The sequence below is a fragment of the Psychrobacter sp. van23A genome (genome assembly GCF_030845275.1).
Taxonomy (GTDB): Bacteria; Pseudomonadota; Gammaproteobacteria; order Pseudomonadales; family Moraxellaceae; genus Psychrobacter; species Psychrobacter faecalis.
On record NZ_CP132595.1, the window covers coordinates 1,553,729 to 1,573,978 of the forward strand.

Consider the following 20,250-nt stretch of genomic DNA (forward strand, 5'->3'; position numbering starts at 1 on the left):
AGCTAGCCGACTATGACCTGTGAATTTTCTATAAAAACCTTTGATGAGCTGACCACCGTTGATGTTTACCATATTTTAAAAGCGCGCTCACAAGTATTTGTGGTCGAGCAAAACTGCCCGTATCAAGATATGGACGAGGTCGATTTTGATTGTCTGCATCTGGTCGCTCATCAAAATGAAGCCTTGATTGGCTATTGCCGCATTATTCCGCCGTCATTTAATCATAAAAGATCCTCGGTTAATCCATCAGGTCCGATACCAGCGATTGGCAGGGTTTTGGTGCTAGCAGAGCATCGCGGCTATGGCGTTGCCCGTCAAATGATGCTTGAAGCCATCAAATACTGCCGCAAAAAGTATGGTAAAAAAACCATCATCATCTCCGCGCAGACTTATTTGCTAAACTTTTACGAATCACTTGGATTTATCGTTGAAGGTGAACGCTACCTTGAAGACGGTATCGAGCATGTCACCATGGTTTTACCTGTCATTAAAAAAGTAAAGGTGAAAAAAGAAAGCTCGGGAATGGTGAGTAGTATTCTCAGTTTTTTACTCTTGATACTGGCACTTTTATTCATTGTCGGTTTGGTTTATCTCATGGTGTAACTCATGAAACGATAAAACAGTCTTACACGACTTCACTGTTGTTCGATATGAGTATGTTATTTTTGTTGCATCACTGATTGATAAATCATGTCGCTTATCAATCACTCCAATATTGGACTCAAGGAAGAGGTAACAATTATGTCTACGACTCAAAACGCTACGGTAGAGAGCAATATCCGTCCAGAGTATGACGATGAAATTCAAAAAATCGCCGACTATGTGCTTAATTACTCTATCGATAACGACTCGCCCAATAGTGCCGATGCTTGGAATACTGCTCGCCACTGTCTTATGGACACCCTAGGCTGCGGACTGCTGGCACTGCGTTTTCCTGAATGTACCAAACACCTCGGACCCGATTGCGCCGATCAAATCACTCCGAACGGCGCGCGCGTCCCTGGTACGCCTCATAGACTTGACCCCATTAAAGCCGCTTTTGATATTGGCTGCATGGTGCGCTGGCTTGATTATAATGATACGTGGCTTGCTGCTGAATGGGGACATCCCTCAGACAACTTAGGCGGAATTTTGGCAGTGGCGGACTATATCAGTCAGCAAAACGTCAGCCATAATAAAGACCCACTCACCATGCGCGACGTATTAGAAGCGATGATTATGGCGCATGAGATTCAAGGCGTGCTTGCTTTAGACAATTCATTTAACCGCGTGGGGCTTGACCATGTGTTCCTCGTCAAACTCGCCTCAACGGCGGTGGTCGCCAAACTCTATAAATTACCACGCGAGCGCATCATGGCGGCGATCTCGCAAGCGATTGCCGATGGTCAAGCGCTGCGTACCTATCGTCATGCACCCAATGCTGGTAGCCGTAAATCATGGGCGGCAGGCGACGCCACCAGTCGTGCGGTACGCTTGGTCGATATTACCCGCCGCGGCGAGATGGGCATCCCGGGAGCTTTAACCGCGCCGCAATGGGGCTTTTATGATGTGTTGTTTAGCCATACCAATAAAGACCTAGCACTCAAACCTGCAGGCGAGCGCCGTTTTACCTTTCAGCGCGAGTTTGGTAGCTATGTGATGGAAAATATCTTATTTAAGATAAGCTTTCCTGCCGAATTTCATGCCCAGACCGCCTGTGAAGCAGCGGTTATCTTGCATCCTATGGTTGATGATAGAATCGATGATATTGAAAAAATCGTCCTGACCACGCATGATTCAGCCATTCGAATTATCTCCAAAGAAGGCGCACTTGCCAATCCTGCCGATCGTGATCATTGTCTGCAATATATGGTTGCCGTGCCTTTATTGACGGGCGACTTGATGGCAGAAAACTACGAAGATGATTATCACGAACAGCATCATATCTTGATTGATGGGCTGCGCCGTAAGATGGTGGTCGTTGAAGATCCCAATTATTCAAAAGATTATCATGATCCAAGCAAACGCTCGATTGCCAATGCCATTCAGATATTCTTTAAAGATGGCAGCAGTACCGATAAAGTCGCTGTCGAATACCCGATTGGTCATAAGCGCCGCCGCGCAGAAGGTATCCCCGTATTAGAAGCGAAGTTCCGAGCAAGCTTGGCAACGCGCTTTATTGACAGTCGCTGCGCGGATATCTTTGCCTTGTGTGATGATCAAAAGCACTTAGAGCAAACCCCGGTTAATGAGTTTATGGATTTATTTGTCGCTAATTAATGTTAAAGCGTATAAATAGTTCAGCGCGTTTTTGTTTTTATGAATCGTGTTTTTACCAATTTTTTACCAGCCTTTTACCAAGCTATCGACTCACCTGCCCAATCGACAAAACTGCCAGATTGGGCGGCAGTCATGCTATCAAGTACTTCTAGTAAACACTGAGCGCTATAAGCTGGCGAGAACAATTTTTCGTCAGCCACATTGCCCTGAAAAGGTGATGACAACTGGGTATCGACGGTGCCTGGTTGCATGACGACCACGCAAACATCCTTTAGCGACCGACTCCATTCAATGCTCAAATTTTTCATACCCATATTCAGTGCCGCTTTACTCATACGGTAGCTGTACCAACCGCCAAGCTCATTGTCACCGATACTACCAACCCGAGCCGATATGGTCGCAAAAATCGCCGGTGCGTTTGTACTGCGCTCAGCTTTAGCCAGTAGTGGCTTGATATGCTTGGCAATGAGCAAGCTGGCTAAGGCGTTAATCTGCATATTTTGCAAAAAGAAGTCCGTCTCCAGTTGTCGTAGTGCTTTTTCTGGTTGATTATGCGGCGTATGCAATAGCCCCACACAATTAATCGCCCAATCAATATGAGTGGTTTGCTGCTTAATATCAGCAATGGCTTGCTCGATACTTTTCTCATCGCTGACATCCATCGGTAACCAATACAAATTATCGGCTGCAAAGTCAGGCTGATTTGTATGATAAGTGGCAAATATTTTTCCACTGCTTTTATTATTAGCACTCATCTCTATCAGCTGTTTAACCATCGCTTTGCCGATACCACCGCTAGCGCCAATGATTAAATAGTTTTTTTGATTCACAAAGCACTCCTTATTATCATATATATGCATTCTTGCATTCATTTTGGCGTATTTACTTTACATTTACTATGCTAAAACGCTAAGAATAATAGAAGTTATCGCTATTCTATATAGGCTACAATAATCACTGACGGGTAAATACTCGACATCTATCAATTGAGATGTCTAACTGCCGTTAACCTTTAATCTTAACCTTTTAAATTTAACCAACGCCTTTATACGGATGTCATCGCCCTATGCTATCGCCCCAAGACCAATTGACTGAGCTGGTACGAACGCTTGAGACGCAGCAGCATGTCTTTGCCACTGACCCGCTACTTATCACAGAAAAGCTGCAAAGTGAGGATGGGAAGCCCATTCAAAAGTTGCATCGCCGCGCCTCGCGTATCGATAGTAACGGTGCGCTGGCACGTGTGCTTGGTAAAATTGATGGGCGCATCAAAGGTATTATGCTGGTTATGAGTGTGCTGTGGTGCATTTCGGGGTTTTTGGGGCTGTTTACCTTGCTGCAGACCAATGTGGTGAACTTCTTTTATGTGCTGGTTTGTCTGCTTGGGTTTCATACCATCATGCTCTTAGGCTGGCTAGTCATGACTTTGATTAATCAAGGTAAGCAGTCGTCAAATTGGTTTGCCAGTTTTGTGAGTCCAAGTTATCTGATACGCGGTAAGGACGATGTCACCAAAGCGGCGGTTGATTTGTACGAGCGTCAATTACAACACAGCGGTATGCGTTGGTATCTGGGGCGCTTTAGCCATCAATTGTGGCTCGCTACCTTGACTGGTATGCTGCTTGCGATCATATTTTTGTTGATTGTGCGCCAGTATAGCTTTAGTTGGGAGTCGACATTACTCTCTGATCAGGCGCTGATCACTTTGACTCAAATACTCGGCTGGTTACCAAGCAAAGTTGGATTTACCGTGCCGGACAGTGCTGCTATCGTGCAGAGTCGTTTGGTGACGGATGCCATGCCATTATCGATGGCGCGGCAATGGGCAGGCTTATTGGTCGGTAGCTTGCTGATGTACGGCATTGTACCAAGGGCGATTGCTTGGACATTTTGCGCCTTGATGTTCCGCCGTAAAAAAATGCGTTTGGATATCAAGCAGCCGTATTATCAAAAGATTCTAAACTTTTGGCAGCGTCATGTGGTCGATGAAGATGATTTTAAGGCAGCGCCCGCTCCTGTCGCGCCAAAAGCGACAGTCAGTACTGGTAAAAAACTGGTTGCTCTACTTGAATACCCATCACAGCAGGATCATTGGTGGCAATCAGGACTGAATGCCGACATAAGTAGCCATAGTAATAGTAACATTAGCAATGTCGAGAACTTCGGTATTGTTGACGACCGTGATGATATGGAGCGCTTAACGACTTATTTGGACAGCCATCCGGTTCAAGTGCTACTAGGTATACATAGCAAGGCTTTACCTGACCGAGGTACACTGCGTAAACTTGATCGTATTGCCGAACATGCCGCAGACGGCCTTATTGTACAGCTGCTCGGTGATGCCAACACCGCTAACACCAACGAGCAAGAGCAAGACTCAGAAATCCCAAGCTCAGAAAATCAGGACGTTCGTTATCAGCAGTGGCAGACCGCCCTTGCCGCTCGAAAAATCGGCTTGGTTTAGCTTGCTTGTTTAGATACTCTAATACCGATACTCAATAATATTAATAATAAGATTCTATTATGAACAATGACAATAATAATCAAAGCAACCATCAAGATAATGCCAAAGCTGTCGGCCTGTTCGCCGATAAAGCCTATGAGCCCGTACGCGACTCAGAAGCTGATTTTAAAAATGAAAATGTGAATGCTGATACAGAGCTATCGCTGGATAAACCAGCGTCAGATGATCAAGCGCTATCGGTTAATACTGCCTTTAATAATAATGTCTCTAAAAAGACCATTGCCAGTGGCGAAGCGCTCAAATTAGCAGTCGTTGGTCATACCAATACAGGTAAAACGTCACTACTGCGCACGTTACTACGCGATGTTTATTTTGGGGAAGTGAAAAACGAAGCAGCAACCACCCGCCATGTCGAGCAAGCAAAATTGACCGACAGCCAAACGGGCGAAGTATTGGTGGTTCTTTATGACACACCGGGTTTAGAAGATGCTTCAGGGTTAATGGATTGGCTAGAGGACAACACTGCCAATCGCCGCGACGGTATTGAGCGCTTGCAGCAGTTTTTAGCAGCCGACATCGCCCAAGGCGGCGATGCGCTAACTAGCAATGGTAGCAATGAGGACTACAGCCAAGAAGCCAAAGTGATTCGGCAGCTGCTGGCAAGTGATATGGCCATCTATGTTGTCGATGCGCGTGAGCCGGTACTCGGTAAGTATAAAGATGAGCTGGCTATTTTATCGTGGGCTGCAATACCTGTTATGCCGGTATTTAACTTTACTGACAGTCAAGATGCCAATATCGACGCATGGCAGACGATGCTCGCAAGACGTAACTTGCACATCTCAACGCGTTTTGATTCCGTGGCTTTTGAGTTTAAGGATGAGATGCGCTTATGGCAAAATCTTGCCACCATGCTCACTCACTCTGAGATGCTTGAGCAACTCATGGCACGCCGTACAGAAAACTGGGCGCAGCTCTATGAGGAGGCGAATATCATCATTGCCGATTTTTTATTAAATGTTGCCTCATTTGTGCGCGAAATTAGTGAAGATGATGATCCAATGCCCGTACTTGCGCAAATGCAAGAAGCGGTCAGGCAGAGTGAACGGGCAATGCAGAACAGCCTGCTTAACTTATATAAATTTTATGATAACGCCGTGGCAGCAACGCCACTTGAGTTACAAGCCTATCAGCAAGACCCGTTTGACCCTGAACTGCTCAAAAGCTATGGTATTCGCACGACATCTGGTGCAGCAGCGGGCGCATTATTAGGATTGGGCATTGATGCGGCGGCACTCGGTACAACGTTAGGTTTGGGCGCTGCCATCGGTGGTATCGCAGGTGGGCTATTATCCAATACCAGTAGCATCGCTGATAAAATCACTGGCGTAAAGCGCTTATATATCGACCCTGCCACCCTAACCTTACTCGCCACGCGAGCGATAGATTTGCTCACCGCACTGCGTCATCGTGGTCATGCAGCAACCGATGCCACCCAACTGATATATAGCGGCGCAAAAAACGATGCTGATATCTCAAATAACGACAACCTAAGTAACGATAATGAAGAAAGTGTCGTGACGCCGTGGCCGCCACATAAATTACCCAGTGAGCTTAAAAAAGCTCGCGGCAAACCGCAATGGTCATCACTTAGTAGCGGTAAATCTGAACAGGCTCAGCTACTACGTGCAGATATGGCGTGGTCGCTGGCAAGTAAATTACAGTTATATAAGCCTGAGCGTTAAGTATTAACGGTCGGTTTCTTTTATTTTTCAAACATATGGCTTTCAAGCGACCTTTACGATGAGGGGCGTAATAGCATACTTAATGCTTCAGTACCGCGTACGTCTGTTTGCTGTAAATAAATCGGATACAGTGGATAATTGGGAAATTTTTTTTCGATGTCTTGCAGCAATTGCTGTTGCCGCTCGGCACGAAGACGCCAAAATTCATCTGACTGCGTGGGTGCTATCAGCTGATTGATGACTATCGCGGCTGGTGTGAGTTTACTTTCTTCCAATTGTTCGATAGCGCGTTTGGTTTCTGCTAATGGCAATACGTCGGCTGTCATCACCAATACAATCGCTGTTTGGCTACGGTCATGAAGCAATATCCCTGCTTGTCGAAACAGCTGTTTGCGTTTTTCTAGGACGGCTACCGCTTGCTCCCAGCGGTCAGATTTTTTTTGGGCAAACGGATTTGGCACATCTTTTTTATTGATGTCTTTTTGACTGCTCTTTTGATTGTGGCTATCTAGATGGTTCGCGACCGAGCGTAATTTTGCCTGTCGGCGCTGCTGTGCTAGCAGCCCATCTGTCCATGCGCCCATCATCTCTGGCAATACGAGTAAGCGCAACGTATGCCCAGTGGGCGCGGTATCAAATATGATATGTTCATACCTTTTATCAGAGTCAGCATATGCAGCCGTGATTAAATGCTGACACATAGATTCAAGCATGGCTGCTTCTTGTGCGCCAGGCGCTGACTTTGATAGACGCAGGTGCTCACGGATTTTGGGCATCATATCTGGATTGGCATAAGATTTAATGGTAGATTCAACTTGAGCAAAATGCGCATCGACGATGACATCAGGGTTGAGCTCAATGGCATCAAGATGCGGCGTAATCGCAGTTTTTTCATTATTGAGCCGTACATTTAACACATCACCGAGGCTATGCGCTGGGTCGGTTGAGACAATCAAGGTCTTTTTTTGCTGGCTAGCATAATAGCTGGCAAGTGCCGCAGCCGTCGTGGTTTTACCGACACCGCCCTTGCCGCCAATAAAGATAATAGGCTGGGTCGATAGTTGATCTACTAATCCGTGTAGAGGGTGTAATGCCATATTTTTATCTCAATTTTAATTCATTCATTTTTTATCATTTTTTCTTATAAATCTAACTAGCAGTTGACTTAACAACAACCAACGTGGTCAAAGGGGCATTTATCCAACCCCATGCGCGTATGCCATTCATGGAAATTTTCCAAAAATAACGGCTGCAACTCCAAGGTATAAAAGCTAGCAGGATTATCAATGCCTAAGCTCTCTGCAAACATCAGCAGCATAAAGAAGTCTTCTTCATCACGTGCCGCGCGTGCCATCGTCTGGCGATAAGGCGCATGATAAAACTCATTGAGTCCTGCCGCAAAACGTTGCCACCATGGTGTTTCGTTTTTTACTTGGTTTGACGGGCTTTCTATTTGTTTTGGTATCGGGTTATCTTCCATAATTTATTCACCTCTGCTTATTTCTTATTACCTATCAATCTAACGAAAGAGGACTCCACCCGACGCTAGGGTGGAGGTGAATTTCGTATAGCCTAACTCTGCTGATTTTGAATGTATTGCTTAATAATCTCCAACGGCGCTCCGCCACATGAGCCGGCAAAGTAAGAGCGTGACCACAAAACAGGCTTATTATAAGCCGCCCTTAAGTCAATGAAGTTGGCTCTCATGCGCCGGCTTGTGACCGACTTTAGATTATTAACCATCTTACTTAGTTGTACCGTTGGTGGGTATTGAATTAGCATGTGGACATGATCGCCCTCGCCGTTACATTCCTTGAGTTCTGCACCAAAATCCTTGCATATCTCAGCAACAACTTCTTTAAAGTATTGAAGATGATTGTCAGCTAAAACCTTTTTGCGGTACTTGGTGATGAATACCAAATGCACATGCAGATTATAAGCAGAATGACGGTTTTTATATATCTCACTCATTATAATAAATACCCTTTATTGTTTATGTTATATAGTATAACATGGTATAAATAACAAACACACTGACTAATAAAGCATTCATTATGAAAATTAATAAAGCGTACAAATTTAGGCTTGAGCCTAATGCAGAACAAGAGGTTATCTTAAATAACCTTGTTGGTTCTGCACGTTTTGTTTGGAATCAAGTGCTTGCGGTATCGTTTGAGATGTTTGCTAAAAATGAGTTTATTAATGCAACCAATTTGGTTAATAAAATCATGGATATTAAAGCAAATCCTGAGTTTGCCTTCTTAAAAACAAGCTCTAACGCGGTGTCTTTACAACAAAAAATTCGTGATCTCGCTTCTGCTTGGTCACGCTTTTTTGACTCTAAAGTTCATGCACGATTGAAAGAGAATAAGAAAAAACCTAAAAAGCCTAAGTTCTTCAAGCTTGCTGATGGCACAGAAATCCAATTACGCCCGCTTATGCCGCGCTTCAAGCGCAAATCAGATGGGTGTGATTCAATACGCTTGGTACAGTTTGATAAATATTGCCGTGTTGAAGGCAATCGTGTCAAACTACCGAATGGTGTAGGTTTTGTAAAGTTTAGAAAATCTCAAGACATTCTTGGGATAATTAAAAACGTCACCATCAGCAAGAAATCCGGTCATTGGTACGTGTCGTTTGGCACTGAGCGAGAGTTGGAACAGAACCCAATTCACCCTTCTAAAACCGCCATTGGTATTGATTTAGGTGTCAGTAAATTAGTTACCGGCTCAAACGGTCAGTGCTTTAAACCTAAGAGCAGCTTTAAAGCCAATCAAGGCAAACTAGCAAAGCTACAGCGCCAATTAAGTCGTAAGGTCTTATTTAGCCAAAATTGGAAAAAGCAAAACCGTAAAATCCAAAAGCTTCACCATCACATTGCCAATATTCGCCATGACTACTTGCATAAAATCAGCACTGACATCAGCAAAAACCACGCCATGATTGTCTGTGAGGATTTAAAAGTAGTTAATATGTCGGGATCTGCAAGCGGGACTCTTGAAAATAAAGGTCGCAATGTCAAAGCCAAGTCAGGATTGAACAAATCAATTCTTGATCAGGGTTGGTCGATGGCGCTGACTATGCTTGAGTATAAACAGCAATGGCAAGGCGGGTTACTGATTAAAGTAAACCCGCGTTATACAAGCCAAACCTGCTTTGAATGCAAGCATGTTGCAAAAGAAAATAGACGTACCCAAGCAAAATTTGAGTGCGTTGAATGTGGTTATATTGCGAATGCAGATGTTAATGCAGCTCGTAATATTCTTGCGGCAGGACATGCCGTTTTGTCTGTCGAGGGAAGATGCAGTAAAGGTCGCCCGTTGAAGCAGAAAACTTGCGACGGTCGTGAGAAAGTCGCCTAAGAGCTTTTGCTTTTAGAATCCCCCGCTTGAGCTTGTCGAAAGTGGCGGGAGTATGTCAACATGCCTACCTCATACAAAAAACGCCAGCAATTGCTACTAGCGTTTTTTTGATAAAAGTAAAAATGATAAGGTTTAATCTCAATTACGAATCCGTTTTACCTTTATGCAATGTCCATTCTTTACGCAGCACAGATAGACTCTCGAACGTTACTAGAATCGTTGCGATCAAAATAATAATGTCCATAATAATCAGCAGCCAATTGCCCTCGGTAAAAAAGGTTTTTAGCTGAATCAATAAGGCAAAAATGGTCATAACTAGCAAAAATGACAAAGGTGCTAAGGTGTACCAAACCGCTCTGCCTTTACGTAATAAAATAACCGTGACAATCATAAGGGTTAATGCTGCCATGAGCTGATTGGTGGTACCAAATAGTGGCCAAATAATCATGCCACCTGCACCATCAATACCACCGGCGCCAAATGCTAATAATAGACAGCTACCGACGGCAAGGAAAGTAGCCACGACACTTTTACTTAGCACTGGAATGTTATAAAACTCACCAAACTCTTGGAATATATAACGTTGTAAGCGGACACCCGTATCCATCGTGGTGCCAGCGAATAATGCTGCCATAACAGTGAGCATTGTTTGAGAAAGCACCATATCGATACCAACACCTGCATTTAAGATGGTCGCACCACCATCAATAAAAGCACCGATAGAGCCGTCGCCAAATTTTTGATAAACCGCTTGCCAATCACCGAGTGTCGCAAAACCTGCGGTGGCCGCAAGAATGGCGCCCAGTGCGAGCATACCTTCACCCATAGCGCCAAAATAACCAACAAAACGTACATCGCCTTCTTTATCAATCTGTTTAGAAGTCGTTCCGGTCGCCACCAAACCATGGAATCCTGAGATAGCGCCGCAAGCAATAGTGACGAATAACAATGGCATTAATGACGGCGTGCCGATGGGTAAATCATGATTAATCGCTGGCGCGACAATGTTTGGTGTCGCAATAAATACGGCTGCATACAATAAAATCAAACCAACAAATAATTGTAACCCATTAATATAATCGCGCGGTTGCAGCAGCATCCATACTGGTAATAATGAGGCAATCGCCGCATAGGCGAATAAGATAATAATCCATACGGCGTTATCCGGTAGCCCCATAAAAGTCTCTGGTAACACGACTGGGAACATAGGGCCAAGATAAATAAGTCCATATAGAGCGACAACGCCAATAATGGATACCCAAACCAGATTCATCTTATAGCGATAGATACATTGACCGATGATGAAGGCCACGACCAATGCGCCCCAGACAGGTAACACAGAAGATGGGGTCTTAATCATCATATTGGCAATAGCGACGCCAAATACTGCGTTTACCATTAATAATAATAAGAAAATAACTACCATCATTAAGCTACGTACACGTGTGCCCATGACGGTACCAGCAATCGAGCCAATAGACTGACCCTTATTGCGCATACTGGCCCAAATGGCTGACATATCATGGACGCCTGCCATAAAAATGGTCCCTAAAACCACCCAAATAATGGCCGGCACCCAGCCCCAAATAACCGCAATTGCAGGACCGATAATCGGCGCCGCCCCTGCAACCGAGGTAAAATGATGCCCCCACAATACATATTTATTGGTGGGGATATAATCTACCCCATCTTTCATCGTATGGGCTGGCGTGGGACGACTGTCATCCAAGGCCAAAATCTTAGTGGCGATAAATTTTGAGTAAAACAGATAACCGCAAAGCATTGCGGCCACACCAACCAACAGTACAATAGCACTATTCATCTTATCTCTCCCTAGACAAGTATTAGATAGCCTTACAAGTTCAAGCTTTTTAAATCAAAATCTTAAAAATATGCTAGATTAGTGAGCAGTGAAAGACTCGGCTCACTGTTCTTCAAGAAACAGTTGCTAAGAAAACAGCTATCAATGAGATAACAGCATATCTTCTTGTGATTACTGGCTAATAAAGCATAGTATTTTAAGGTCAAAACGCTTAACCAATTAGCCATGAAGTATGGTGAGTCTTTACTTCTTGTGTGACTTAGCATTCTATGCCTTAAATAGTAACTCATTTGGCAGTAATTGTAACGTTGGTGAAACATTAAAAACGATAAATACAGGAGTTAGAATGGCCCATTATTTTGGATTTATACCGTCAGATGAATTAAAAGCGCTGATTATTGAGGCAGAGCAAATCTTTGAATCAAACGTAGAAACAGATTACTACCCCTATCGTGATGCCTTAACCCACCAAACGGCGCGTGACCTCACCGATAAATTATTGGTTGGACTGGTAGATATTATTCCAAATCCTGAGCGCCAAGCCGCCATGCGTAAAGTGGTCGGTACGGTCGAAAAAGCAACTGACACGCTGCTTAATATTTTATTGGGTAAAGAGAATAACGAAGAAGTGTTGCCGAGTTTTCATTTTTTACGTGATAAAGCGACCTTTATCGATAACGAAGGTGAAAAGCGTATCGGTTTTAAATTGTCAGATGCTGACGCCAAAATCATTGATGCTGGTTTTGCAGCGGTTACTCCTGAACACGTAGATATGAAAACGTTTAAAACGGCACTTGAAACGATGAATGAAGAAACGTTAACGCATTTCATTAGTCGCTATGCGGAAACGTTGAAGCTTGGCATGATTAAGCGCAAATCTGTGCCAGTTGCCAAAGCAGCTATCGATAAAGGAATGACCATGGCACTAAATAAATTACTGCCTGATCTACCTGATGCATCATTGAATCGTTTGGCCAATTATTATCGCCCATTTATCGTAAAAAAACCTGAATAGCGGTTGTATTAGCAACTATTATGTTTTTATTAAAACGGTAGTGTTGGGCAAATTTGCTAAAATTTGCTAAAATAGGCGGCACTTTTATCAAAGGCGCAACTCATGACCCAAATTAACAACCAAGAAATTGAAAAAACCCTGCGCAACTCAGAGTGCCTGATCAGCAGTATCGAAGTAGCCGCTGCTTATGAGCGCTTGGCCGCCCAGCTCAATCTACATTATGCCGGTTTAAATCCAATCGTGATGGTCGTTATGAACGGCGGACTTATCCCAGCCGGTCAACTATTGACTCATCTAACCTTTTACCATCGCATGCATTATATCCATGCATCACGCTATCGTGATAATGCGGGTACCAATGAGCTTGATTGGAAATTTAAGCCTGACGTAAGTATCGAAGGCGAACACGTTTTATTAATCGATGATATTTTTGACGAAGGTATTACTTTAAAAGCCATTGTTGAAGAATTAGGTAAAGAAAAACCCTTATCGATTGAATGTTGCGTATTACTCAATAAAGAGCATGATCGCAAAGTTGCAGACTTTGATGTTGATTTTGTTGGTATCAACGTTGCAGATCGTTATGTCTATGGCTGTGGCATGGATTTCCATGGTTACTTGCGTCATCTGCCTGGTATCTACGCTATTAAAGAAGACAAAATCTAGTCATTCTTTGGTTGAGTGTTTTGAATGTATCGCATAATAAAAAAGCATCCGACTGGATGCTTTTTTATTGCTTATTGCTTTGATTGTAGTCAGTGGCAATTAAAATTGCAATGCCAAACCCGTATGGCGCTCAGTGGGTGTTTGGACGGCCTTTTCCAAAGCGGATTTCGTACTATATATGGTTACCTGTTTTTTGGCACGGGTCACAGCGGTATAAATAAGTTCTTTACTCAGCAATCTTGCATGACTATTATCAAAAGTAATGGCCACATGATCAAACTCAGACCCTTGCGATTTGTGAATAGTCATCGCATAGGCTGTGGCGATCACCTCTTCATTGAGAAGATTGACGGCTATCCCCTGCTTCTTGTTTTCAAAAAACACTTCGAGTCGACTACGCTCATTACCAGTTTGCAAACAAAACCCAATATCGCCATTAAATAATCCTAGCTCATAATTGTTTTGAAGGACCATAACGGGACGACCATGAAACCATGTGTTTTGACCCAGTGGTAGCTTAAGCTCAGTAAGGTGCCATTGAGTAAAGTATTTATTAATATAATGGTCGCCCCACTCGCCATTATGGCCAGCAGTTAACACCCTGAACTGATTAAAGGTTTCCATTAATGAAGCAATGGTATCTTTAACTGATTCTGGCACGGATTTTTCTATCGGATTTATCAGCAGCGTTTTTATTTTGTTTATGTAAGTGTGGTAGTTTGATGTGAGGTTTGAGATATTTTTATTTTTGCTTAGGCTATTTTCTATTTTATTATGTAGAGAAGCTTCTGTTTGTAAGGGGTTAATGTTATTCACATATTGAAAACTCAGTACCTTATCATGCTTTAACAGCTGCCAAATAGTATGAGTATCTGTCTTTGCCTTATTGATTTGATAAGCAAGCTTACCAATACCCGAATCTGATGTAAATCGACGACTCTCTGTTAGCTCTGCATGGATAGGCTCTAACCGCGGAATGCGGCACAAGTCAGCCAGTACCGCCCCTGCATCTACAGCTGCCAATTGGTTCGCATCTCCTAATAGTATCAGCCTTGCGCCAGGCTTTACCGCACTCACAAGATAGTTCGCCAGCTCCACCCCTAGCATCGACGCCTCATCGACGATAATAATATCCTCGCCCAGTGGATTATTAGCATCATAACGCGGTCTGCCAGTACGTCCGATACCTAGCAAGCGATGAATGGTTTTGGCTTCTTGTAATTGTAGTTCGACATTCGCGGTGCCTAACGCGGCTTGCAAAGACTCTTGCATACGCTGTGCCGCTTTACCAGTTGGTGCTGCTAATGCCAAGCTGGCACTGTCAGTGCTAAATCTAATGCTTTTAGACGCATCTGCCCCACTCTCTGTTGCCTGTTGCAGTGCAATCACTAGCTGAGCAACGGTGTAGGTCTTCCCCGTACCTGGTCCACCAGTAATAATGCTAAAGGCGTTGTTATTGGCGACATTAATTGCCTTTATCTGATTTTCGTGTAGGTTTTCGGGTATTGCTATCTCTAGCGGTGTTACCTGATGGTCTAAAATAGTGTTGATGCGCGCGGCTAAGTTAAATTCTGCTTGCCAAGCTCTGTGTAACCAAAAAGTGATTGCTGCGTTTTGTTTATCAGCCTTTTTGTTATTTACAAGCTGATAAACGATAGGTTGATTATTTTTGCTTAGGCTATTTATATTTTCATTCTGGTTTGTATTAGCATTAACGTCAGCGAACAAAGTGTGCTCATCGATTAACTTAGAAAAAAACGTTAAGTTACTATTTTTCAATAATTGGTAGAGTGCCGCTACTGTATCAAGCCTTTTAACCAAGATCTCTTTTTCATGATTACTGAGTGCCAGCTGCGCCCATAGCTGGTCTTGCTTAGCAAACAAGTTCTCTAGCAGTACGAATATTGATACCTCAGCCGTAATATCCACCTCTGACTGAACCTCTATTTGAGTGTCATTCAAGGCAATAAGCGGCATCGCTAGCATCTCTAACAGCTGCTGTTGCCAAGCATATAGTGTCACCACTTCGTCATTGATATGACCGCTGAGCGGTACTTCGTGCTCAGTTTCCTGAATGGTGAGTACAGTATGCCCCTCTTCTAAATGCGCGGCTAACATAGTAAATAAGGCTGCAAATAAACCGCTGTCTGGTGTTCTGTCTATTTTTTCACTACCAGTATTAAGCTTGGCATCGGTCACGTTATACGCTAAATGCGTTTGCTGACGGCGCAGCAAAATATAATCACTGATGTTGCTGGCCCAGCTTTCTTGTAAGCTAATAGCAGCGCTGCTCTTATTATTATTCATAAATTATTACTCATGGTCTGTTTTTCTCTATACTTATAGGATTAATCGCTACAGTAATTTGTTGCATCAAATTCGTAATTGCATTCATTTTGTGTACCCTGCTAACTGGGCATGCCAAACAATGCATCTAAGGCCTTAATAAAATCAATAGGAATATCCCACGTCACCAGTCCATAGCGGGCCCTGTTTGTTGGTTTGTCATGCATTGTCTCACTGGCTATTGAGTCGCCGCCACTCAGTACATTCGCCTCTTTTGCTTTAGTCACCAACTGAGAGGTTGGATCATATACGCCTCGTAAAAAGACATACTCCACCGCGCCCAAATACTTAGCTTCATTGCCTACATAATCAGCAATTCGCATCGACAAAAACCGATGCAATGCCACTTGATAAATGGCTGCTTGCAACCAATACCCTGCTTTAGACATCGCTTGCTTGAGCGTAGCTTCGTTATAATCGCTTAGGCTATTTCCTAAAAAGTTACTTTTATAATCGACGACATAATACTTGCCAGCATGCTCATACACCAAATCGATTTCACCACGTAAATAACGATATAAATGCGCTTTGTTTTGCGGAACCAGATTGACATGTTTGTCGGTTTCATTAGGCAGGTACTGCTGAAAGAGTCTATTAATATCTTGTGCTTTAAAACGCTCTGACAGTCCCATATTGAACTCTAATTCAGCGAACCTCTGACTTGCATCGATAGAGCGTAACGGCTGATCAGACGCTAATAGCGGCGTATGTAGCACCTCTTCAATCCAGCCAATGAGAGCTGCATGCTTGCTAGCATCTATCGAGTCCGAATCCAATGAATCAGTATTTAATGAAGCACTATCGCCTTGCTCTTGCTTCTTCGCTTGTAATCGACGGCTTTGGGTTTCAGCACTGCTATACACCAACGGCAGCTGATAGCTACTAATAGCTCTATCGATAACCTGAGACCACTGGGATTTATTATTAAAATCAATTTTTTCAAATATCTCATGCAAAAATGTACCCGCATTGGCACCTTTCACAAAGGTAAAACGAATATCATCCTCTAACTTGAGACTTGCCTGATCGACTTGCGCGGCAGCGTCATGACTATCTGATGCATGACCACCCAGTGACGGTGGAACTGACGTTTCGGTGATATTGATATCAACATCAATATCTATCCCATCATCAATACGCTCATCCATCACAGCCATTGTCTGCGTTGACTCATCTAGCTGACGGGCTAAGGCGGTAAAACTGGTCTTAGCCCAACCGTAAAAGTAATTGATTTTCATAACTTCTGAAAAATCATCATACTCAATAGGTTCGGTTTTGGGCGTAATAAAATCGGGCGATCCACTTTCTGTTAATTTGCCTGCTTTAGTAGCAGCACAGTTATCGTTATAGAACTCATTGACCTTATGCCCTCTAATCATACCTATGGTGCCTTTGAATCTATCTGGCAATTCAAATTTTGGCTCTGGTGACTCAAACCAATAGAACACCGGCTTTAATTCAAACCCTGTTTTGTTGTGGGGATCTCGCAGTACCACATAAAGCTGTTCACTGGCGCGCGTAAAGGCCACATAACCAAGCCGGCGCAGCTCCTCGAAGCCCTCCTGCGTTTCAATATCGGTATAGTAACCCTTTGTGGTCGCAGAGCCTTGTACAGGAGAGAATCGGCGCTGATTGCCTGTCGATTGCTGCGCCAACGCTGACTGACTTTGTTGAGTAACATCTTGTTGGGTAGGGTTTTGTTGCGAGTTGTAGAGATACAACCCATAGTCTTCTTTATTACCTGACTTCCTACTGGCATCACCCATACCCAGCACATAGACAATAGGAAACTCCAACCCTTTTGATTTATGAATGGTCATTAGCTGCACGCCAGATTCTGTCGGTAACGGATACTGCTTGGCCCAATCGCTGCTAGGCGCGCTATCTATGTTTTGTCTAAACCAGGCCAGCAGCTCGTACTCACCCATGCCGATACCATACTGCGCTAATATATCCATTACATGACGCAAATCCATAATATGACGATCGCCTTCTGGATGGGCGGCTAATGCTTGCCAAACGCCTTGCGGCTGCACAGGGCTTTGATCTAACAAGTAATGCATGGCCGATAATACGCCAAAGTGCTGCCAACGCTGGGCACCTTCTTTTAAATAGCTAATAAAGTCTTGATAGCTTTTCTTATTATCAATGGCTTTTATATTAGCGCTATTTAAATCTACAGCTCCTGCCTCATGGTCAATCATCATGGCTTTAATATCTTTGATACTCAGGCCATACAAATGACTGGTCAGCACCCGATTAATCATGTCATGACGATACGGATATAGCATAGCACTCAGCAGCGCTGCCACATCCTCTGCCATGACGGTTTCGAAGATACTCACGTCACTGGTGGTCAAGGTCGGCACATTGAGCTTTACCAGCTCATCTTCCACCCGTTTTAAATCTTTTTTGGCACGTGCCAGCACGCCAATATCGCTCGGCTGAATCGGCTTGCCTTTTAACGCCTGACCACTGCTGAGTAAGGTCGCAATATGACGCGCTGTGATTTCATGTTCATCGTACTCAAGCTCCTTGTCCTTATCATAAGGTAGGTGCAACACACTCACTGGCTGAGCAGAGAGTACGTCATTTACTAACTCGCTACTTAGTATGTTTGAATCATTAAACCAAGACAGCTGATTTTCTTGCTTTTCAGCTTTAATGTGCCGGTAATAAATACCACTACCTAACTGTGCCAGCCTATTCTCATGAGTCACTGGCGCAGGCATACCGAACCAGCAGTTTAGAGCATTAATCACACTGGCGTTTGAACGACGGTTAATATCGAGCGTCCATAGGCTACTTTTGTCAAACTGAGCTTTCATATAATTGTAGTTGGCGACATCACCGCCGCGAAACCCATAAATGGCCTGCTTAGGATCGCCTACCAACAACAAAAACTCATGGTTGGTTTTATTGCTCGCTTTATCACCCGTAGCCTGCTTGTCATTAGCCGACGGTTTACGTTTATTTGTTGGCAAATAGATGCTTTCAATCATAGTGGCTTGCTCGCCATTGATATCCTGCGACTCATCAATCAATGCCACGGGATAATGATGACGAATATAACGTGCCAGCTTCTCTCCTTGCCGACCCGTTAATGCTTGGTTTAAACGCACCATCTGCAAGCTAAAGGTGGTTTCACCGCGCTCTTCTAATATAACCGGTAGCCTGTCACGTACCGCCAACACGATATGGCGATTGAGATTGGCTAAAATAGTAATAACGTATTCATCGAGCTTTTTGCTTTCTTCAATATACCGTTTAAAGTCACGAACCACCTGCAACTCATTAAATATCAAATTAACTCTTTCACCATCTTTTGGCTTGTAGAACTGTTTGCCTATATCATCAGTTTTCTGAAACGCTTCAATTAACTTTCCAGTATAAGTTTTTTTGTCTGATATGAACTTATAAGCGGCGAAACCAGACTCTTCTAACACTTGAACGATTTTCGGCCAAGACTCTCTGTTATTCTGCAACTGTCCTTTGGGAACTTCATAATATTCGCCGTCAGGCTTAAAGAAAGCATCAAGCTCATCGCTGCGCTCAATGATACTATGGATAAGCCGCTCGTAACCCTCAAAAGAAAAATCACTGCTCACAACTTCATCAATTGGCGCAGAAATAAAATTCAGCGACCGAGTTACATAGTTTTTATGATCGCCCACCGCCGTCAGCTTACCTTGCTGATCCATCAATGCATACAATTTAGGTTGCTCGTGATACAGCCTACTTTGAAACTGACGCAGCTCATCATGAACAATACTGTCCGTCACTTGCTCAATGCTGCTGTCTTCAATAATAGCCATCCCTTGCTGATGACCGGTCTCGCTACTGTATTCCTTCAACCATTTTTGCGCCAAGCTATCAAGGGTTCCGACAAACAGCTTGTCCAAGGTGGTTAATACAAGCGCCGTGCGTCGAATGGCTTCTGTCATAGGATAACTGTATACATGATCAAGCAAGTAGCCGACCAGATGCAGATTGATAGGGTCTTGCATGATGTCATCTAAGCGCACATATTTAGCCTGAGCGACTAACCAGTCCTCACGATCTTTTTTTGCTTGTGCACGCTTTTCAGCAGCAGCTTTTTTGTCATGAACGTTGTTATAAACAAAGTCTTGATTTAGTTCATCTGCATCTATTTCAGCGTTTGAATCCGTATTTGAGCTATTGACTGCTTGCTTATCACTATCAGGTGTCACCTGTAATATATGTGGATACAAACTCTCTTTATTAGCGCGGTCAGCACTCAGGCTATTCACCCATTGCAGCAGCTGATAGAAATCCACCAAACGATCATGAATGCGCTGACGCATCTCAGCAGCCGCAGCGCGAGTAAAGGTCGTCGCAATGATTTGCTCTGGTGCACGCCGTGCCTCAATCAACAGACGCAGTACAATGCCAGTTAGTGTCCACGTTTTACCAGTACCAGCTGACGCTTCGATAAGATGCCGACCCGTCAATGCAACATCAACCGCTGGTATCACATCCGCATTATTCTTAGGCTTAATCATGTCGTGATTCGCAACCTCACTGTCAGTCATACCCTGATATGTATCAGA

General features: G+C 43.7%; 14 protein-coding genes. 7 read left to right on the plus strand and 7 right to left on the minus strand.

The genetic code is table 11. The features are described 5' to 3' along the window. Positions 1 to 12 precede the first annotated feature (12 nt). Both RAH45_RS06605 and RAH45_RS06610 read left to right on the plus strand, forming a co-directional pair. Positions 13 to 603 carry a GNAT family N-acetyltransferase gene (locus RAH45_RS06605; RefSeq protein ID WP_306495883.1) on the plus strand — a complete coding sequence of 197 codons (591 nt, stop codon included), beginning with the start codon at positions 13 to 15 and terminating at the stop codon, positions 601 to 603. A gap of 138 nt (positions 604 to 741) precedes the next feature. Further along, positions 742 to 2,259 (plus strand): bifunctional 2-methylcitrate dehydratase/aconitate hydratase, encoded by a 1,518-nt coding sequence (locus RAH45_RS06610; RefSeq protein ID WP_306495885.1) that lies wholly within the window; start codon positions 742 to 744, stop codon positions 2,257 to 2,259. 74 nt (positions 2,260 to 2,333) lie between these two features. On the opposite strand, the gene RAH45_RS06615 is transcribed toward RAH45_RS06610, so the two are convergent. Continuing rightward, positions 2,334 to 3,089 (minus strand): SDR family oxidoreductase, encoded by a 756-nt coding sequence (locus RAH45_RS06615; RefSeq protein ID WP_102076562.1) that lies wholly within the window; start codon positions 3,087 to 3,089, stop codon positions 2,334 to 2,336. Positions 3,090 to 3,325: 236 nt separating this feature from the next. On the opposite strand from RAH45_RS06615, the gene RAH45_RS06620 reads away from it, so the two are divergent. Both RAH45_RS06620 and RAH45_RS06625 read left to right on the plus strand, forming a co-directional pair. After that, positions 3,326 to 4,723, plus strand: a complete 1,398-nt coding sequence (locus RAH45_RS06620; protein ID WP_102076561.1) for a DUF2868 domain-containing protein — start codon at positions 3,326 to 3,328, stop codon at positions 4,721 to 4,723. A gap of 59 nt (positions 4,724 to 4,782) precedes the next feature. Next, complete coding sequence (locus RAH45_RS06625; protein WP_306495886.1) at positions 4,783 to 6,468, plus strand: GTPase/DUF3482 domain-containing protein; 1,686 nt, start codon at positions 4,783 to 4,785, stop codon at positions 6,466 to 6,468. Between the two features lie 53 nt (positions 6,469 to 6,521). Here the strand turns inward: RAH45_RS06625 and RAH45_RS06630 are convergent, their stop codons facing one another. From RAH45_RS06630 to tnpA, 3 genes are all read right to left on the minus strand, one after another. Next, positions 6,522 to 7,565: an ArsA family ATPase gene (locus RAH45_RS06630; protein WP_102076559.1), complete on the minus strand. Its 1,044-nt coding sequence runs from the start codon at positions 7,563 to 7,565 to the stop codon at positions 6,522 to 6,524. A gap of 68 nt (positions 7,566 to 7,633) precedes the next feature. Further along, on the minus strand, positions 7,634 to 7,948 hold the full coding sequence (locus RAH45_RS06635) for a cory-CC-star protein (protein ID WP_068404746.1): 315 nt from the start codon (positions 7,946 to 7,948) through the stop codon (positions 7,634 to 7,636). A gap of 92 nt (positions 7,949 to 8,040) precedes the next feature. After that, positions 8,041 to 8,439, minus strand: coding sequence for an IS200/IS605 family transposase (gene tnpA / locus RAH45_RS06640; protein ID WP_102076311.1), 399 nt, complete (start codon positions 8,437 to 8,439; stop codon positions 8,041 to 8,043). 83 nt (positions 8,440 to 8,522) lie between these two features. On the opposite strand from tnpA, the gene RAH45_RS06645 reads away from it, so the two are divergent. Then, entirely contained in the window at positions 8,523 to 9,830 is a 1,308-nt protein-coding gene (locus RAH45_RS06645) for an RNA-guided endonuclease InsQ/TnpB family protein (protein WP_068403487.1), read from the plus strand. A gap of 142 nt (positions 9,831 to 9,972) precedes the next feature. Here RAH45_RS06645 and RAH45_RS06650 read toward each other — a convergent pair whose 3' ends face one another. After that, a complete protein-coding gene (locus tag RAH45_RS06650) occupies positions 9,973 to 11,652 on the minus strand; it encodes a carbon starvation CstA family protein (RefSeq protein WP_068404748.1) in 1,680 nt (559 codons plus the stop codon). A gap of 346 nt (positions 11,653 to 11,998) precedes the next feature. Here RAH45_RS06650 and RAH45_RS06655 point away from each other — a divergent pair, with 346 nt between their 5' ends. Continuing rightward, entirely contained in the window at positions 11,999 to 12,667 is a 669-nt protein-coding gene (locus RAH45_RS06655; protein ID WP_306495888.1) for a hypothetical protein, read from the plus strand. Between the two features lie 102 nt (positions 12,668 to 12,769). Beyond that, positions 12,770 to 13,333, plus strand: a complete 564-nt coding sequence (locus RAH45_RS06660) for a hypoxanthine-guanine phosphoribosyltransferase (RefSeq protein ID WP_068404752.1) — start codon at positions 12,770 to 12,772, stop codon at positions 13,331 to 13,333. Between the two features lie 99 nt (positions 13,334 to 13,432). Here the strand turns inward: RAH45_RS06660 and recD are convergent, their stop codons facing one another. After that, positions 13,433 to 15,640: an exodeoxyribonuclease V subunit alpha gene (recD, locus tag RAH45_RS06665; protein WP_306495890.1), complete on the minus strand. Its 2,208-nt coding sequence runs from the start codon at positions 15,638 to 15,640 to the stop codon at positions 13,433 to 13,435. A gap of 101 nt (positions 15,641 to 15,741) precedes the next feature. Then, entirely contained in the window at positions 15,742 to 20,202 is a 4,461-nt protein-coding gene (locus RAH45_RS06670) for a UvrD-helicase domain-containing protein (protein ID WP_373429189.1), read from the minus strand. Between the last annotated feature and the right edge of the window lie 48 nt (positions 20,203 to 20,250).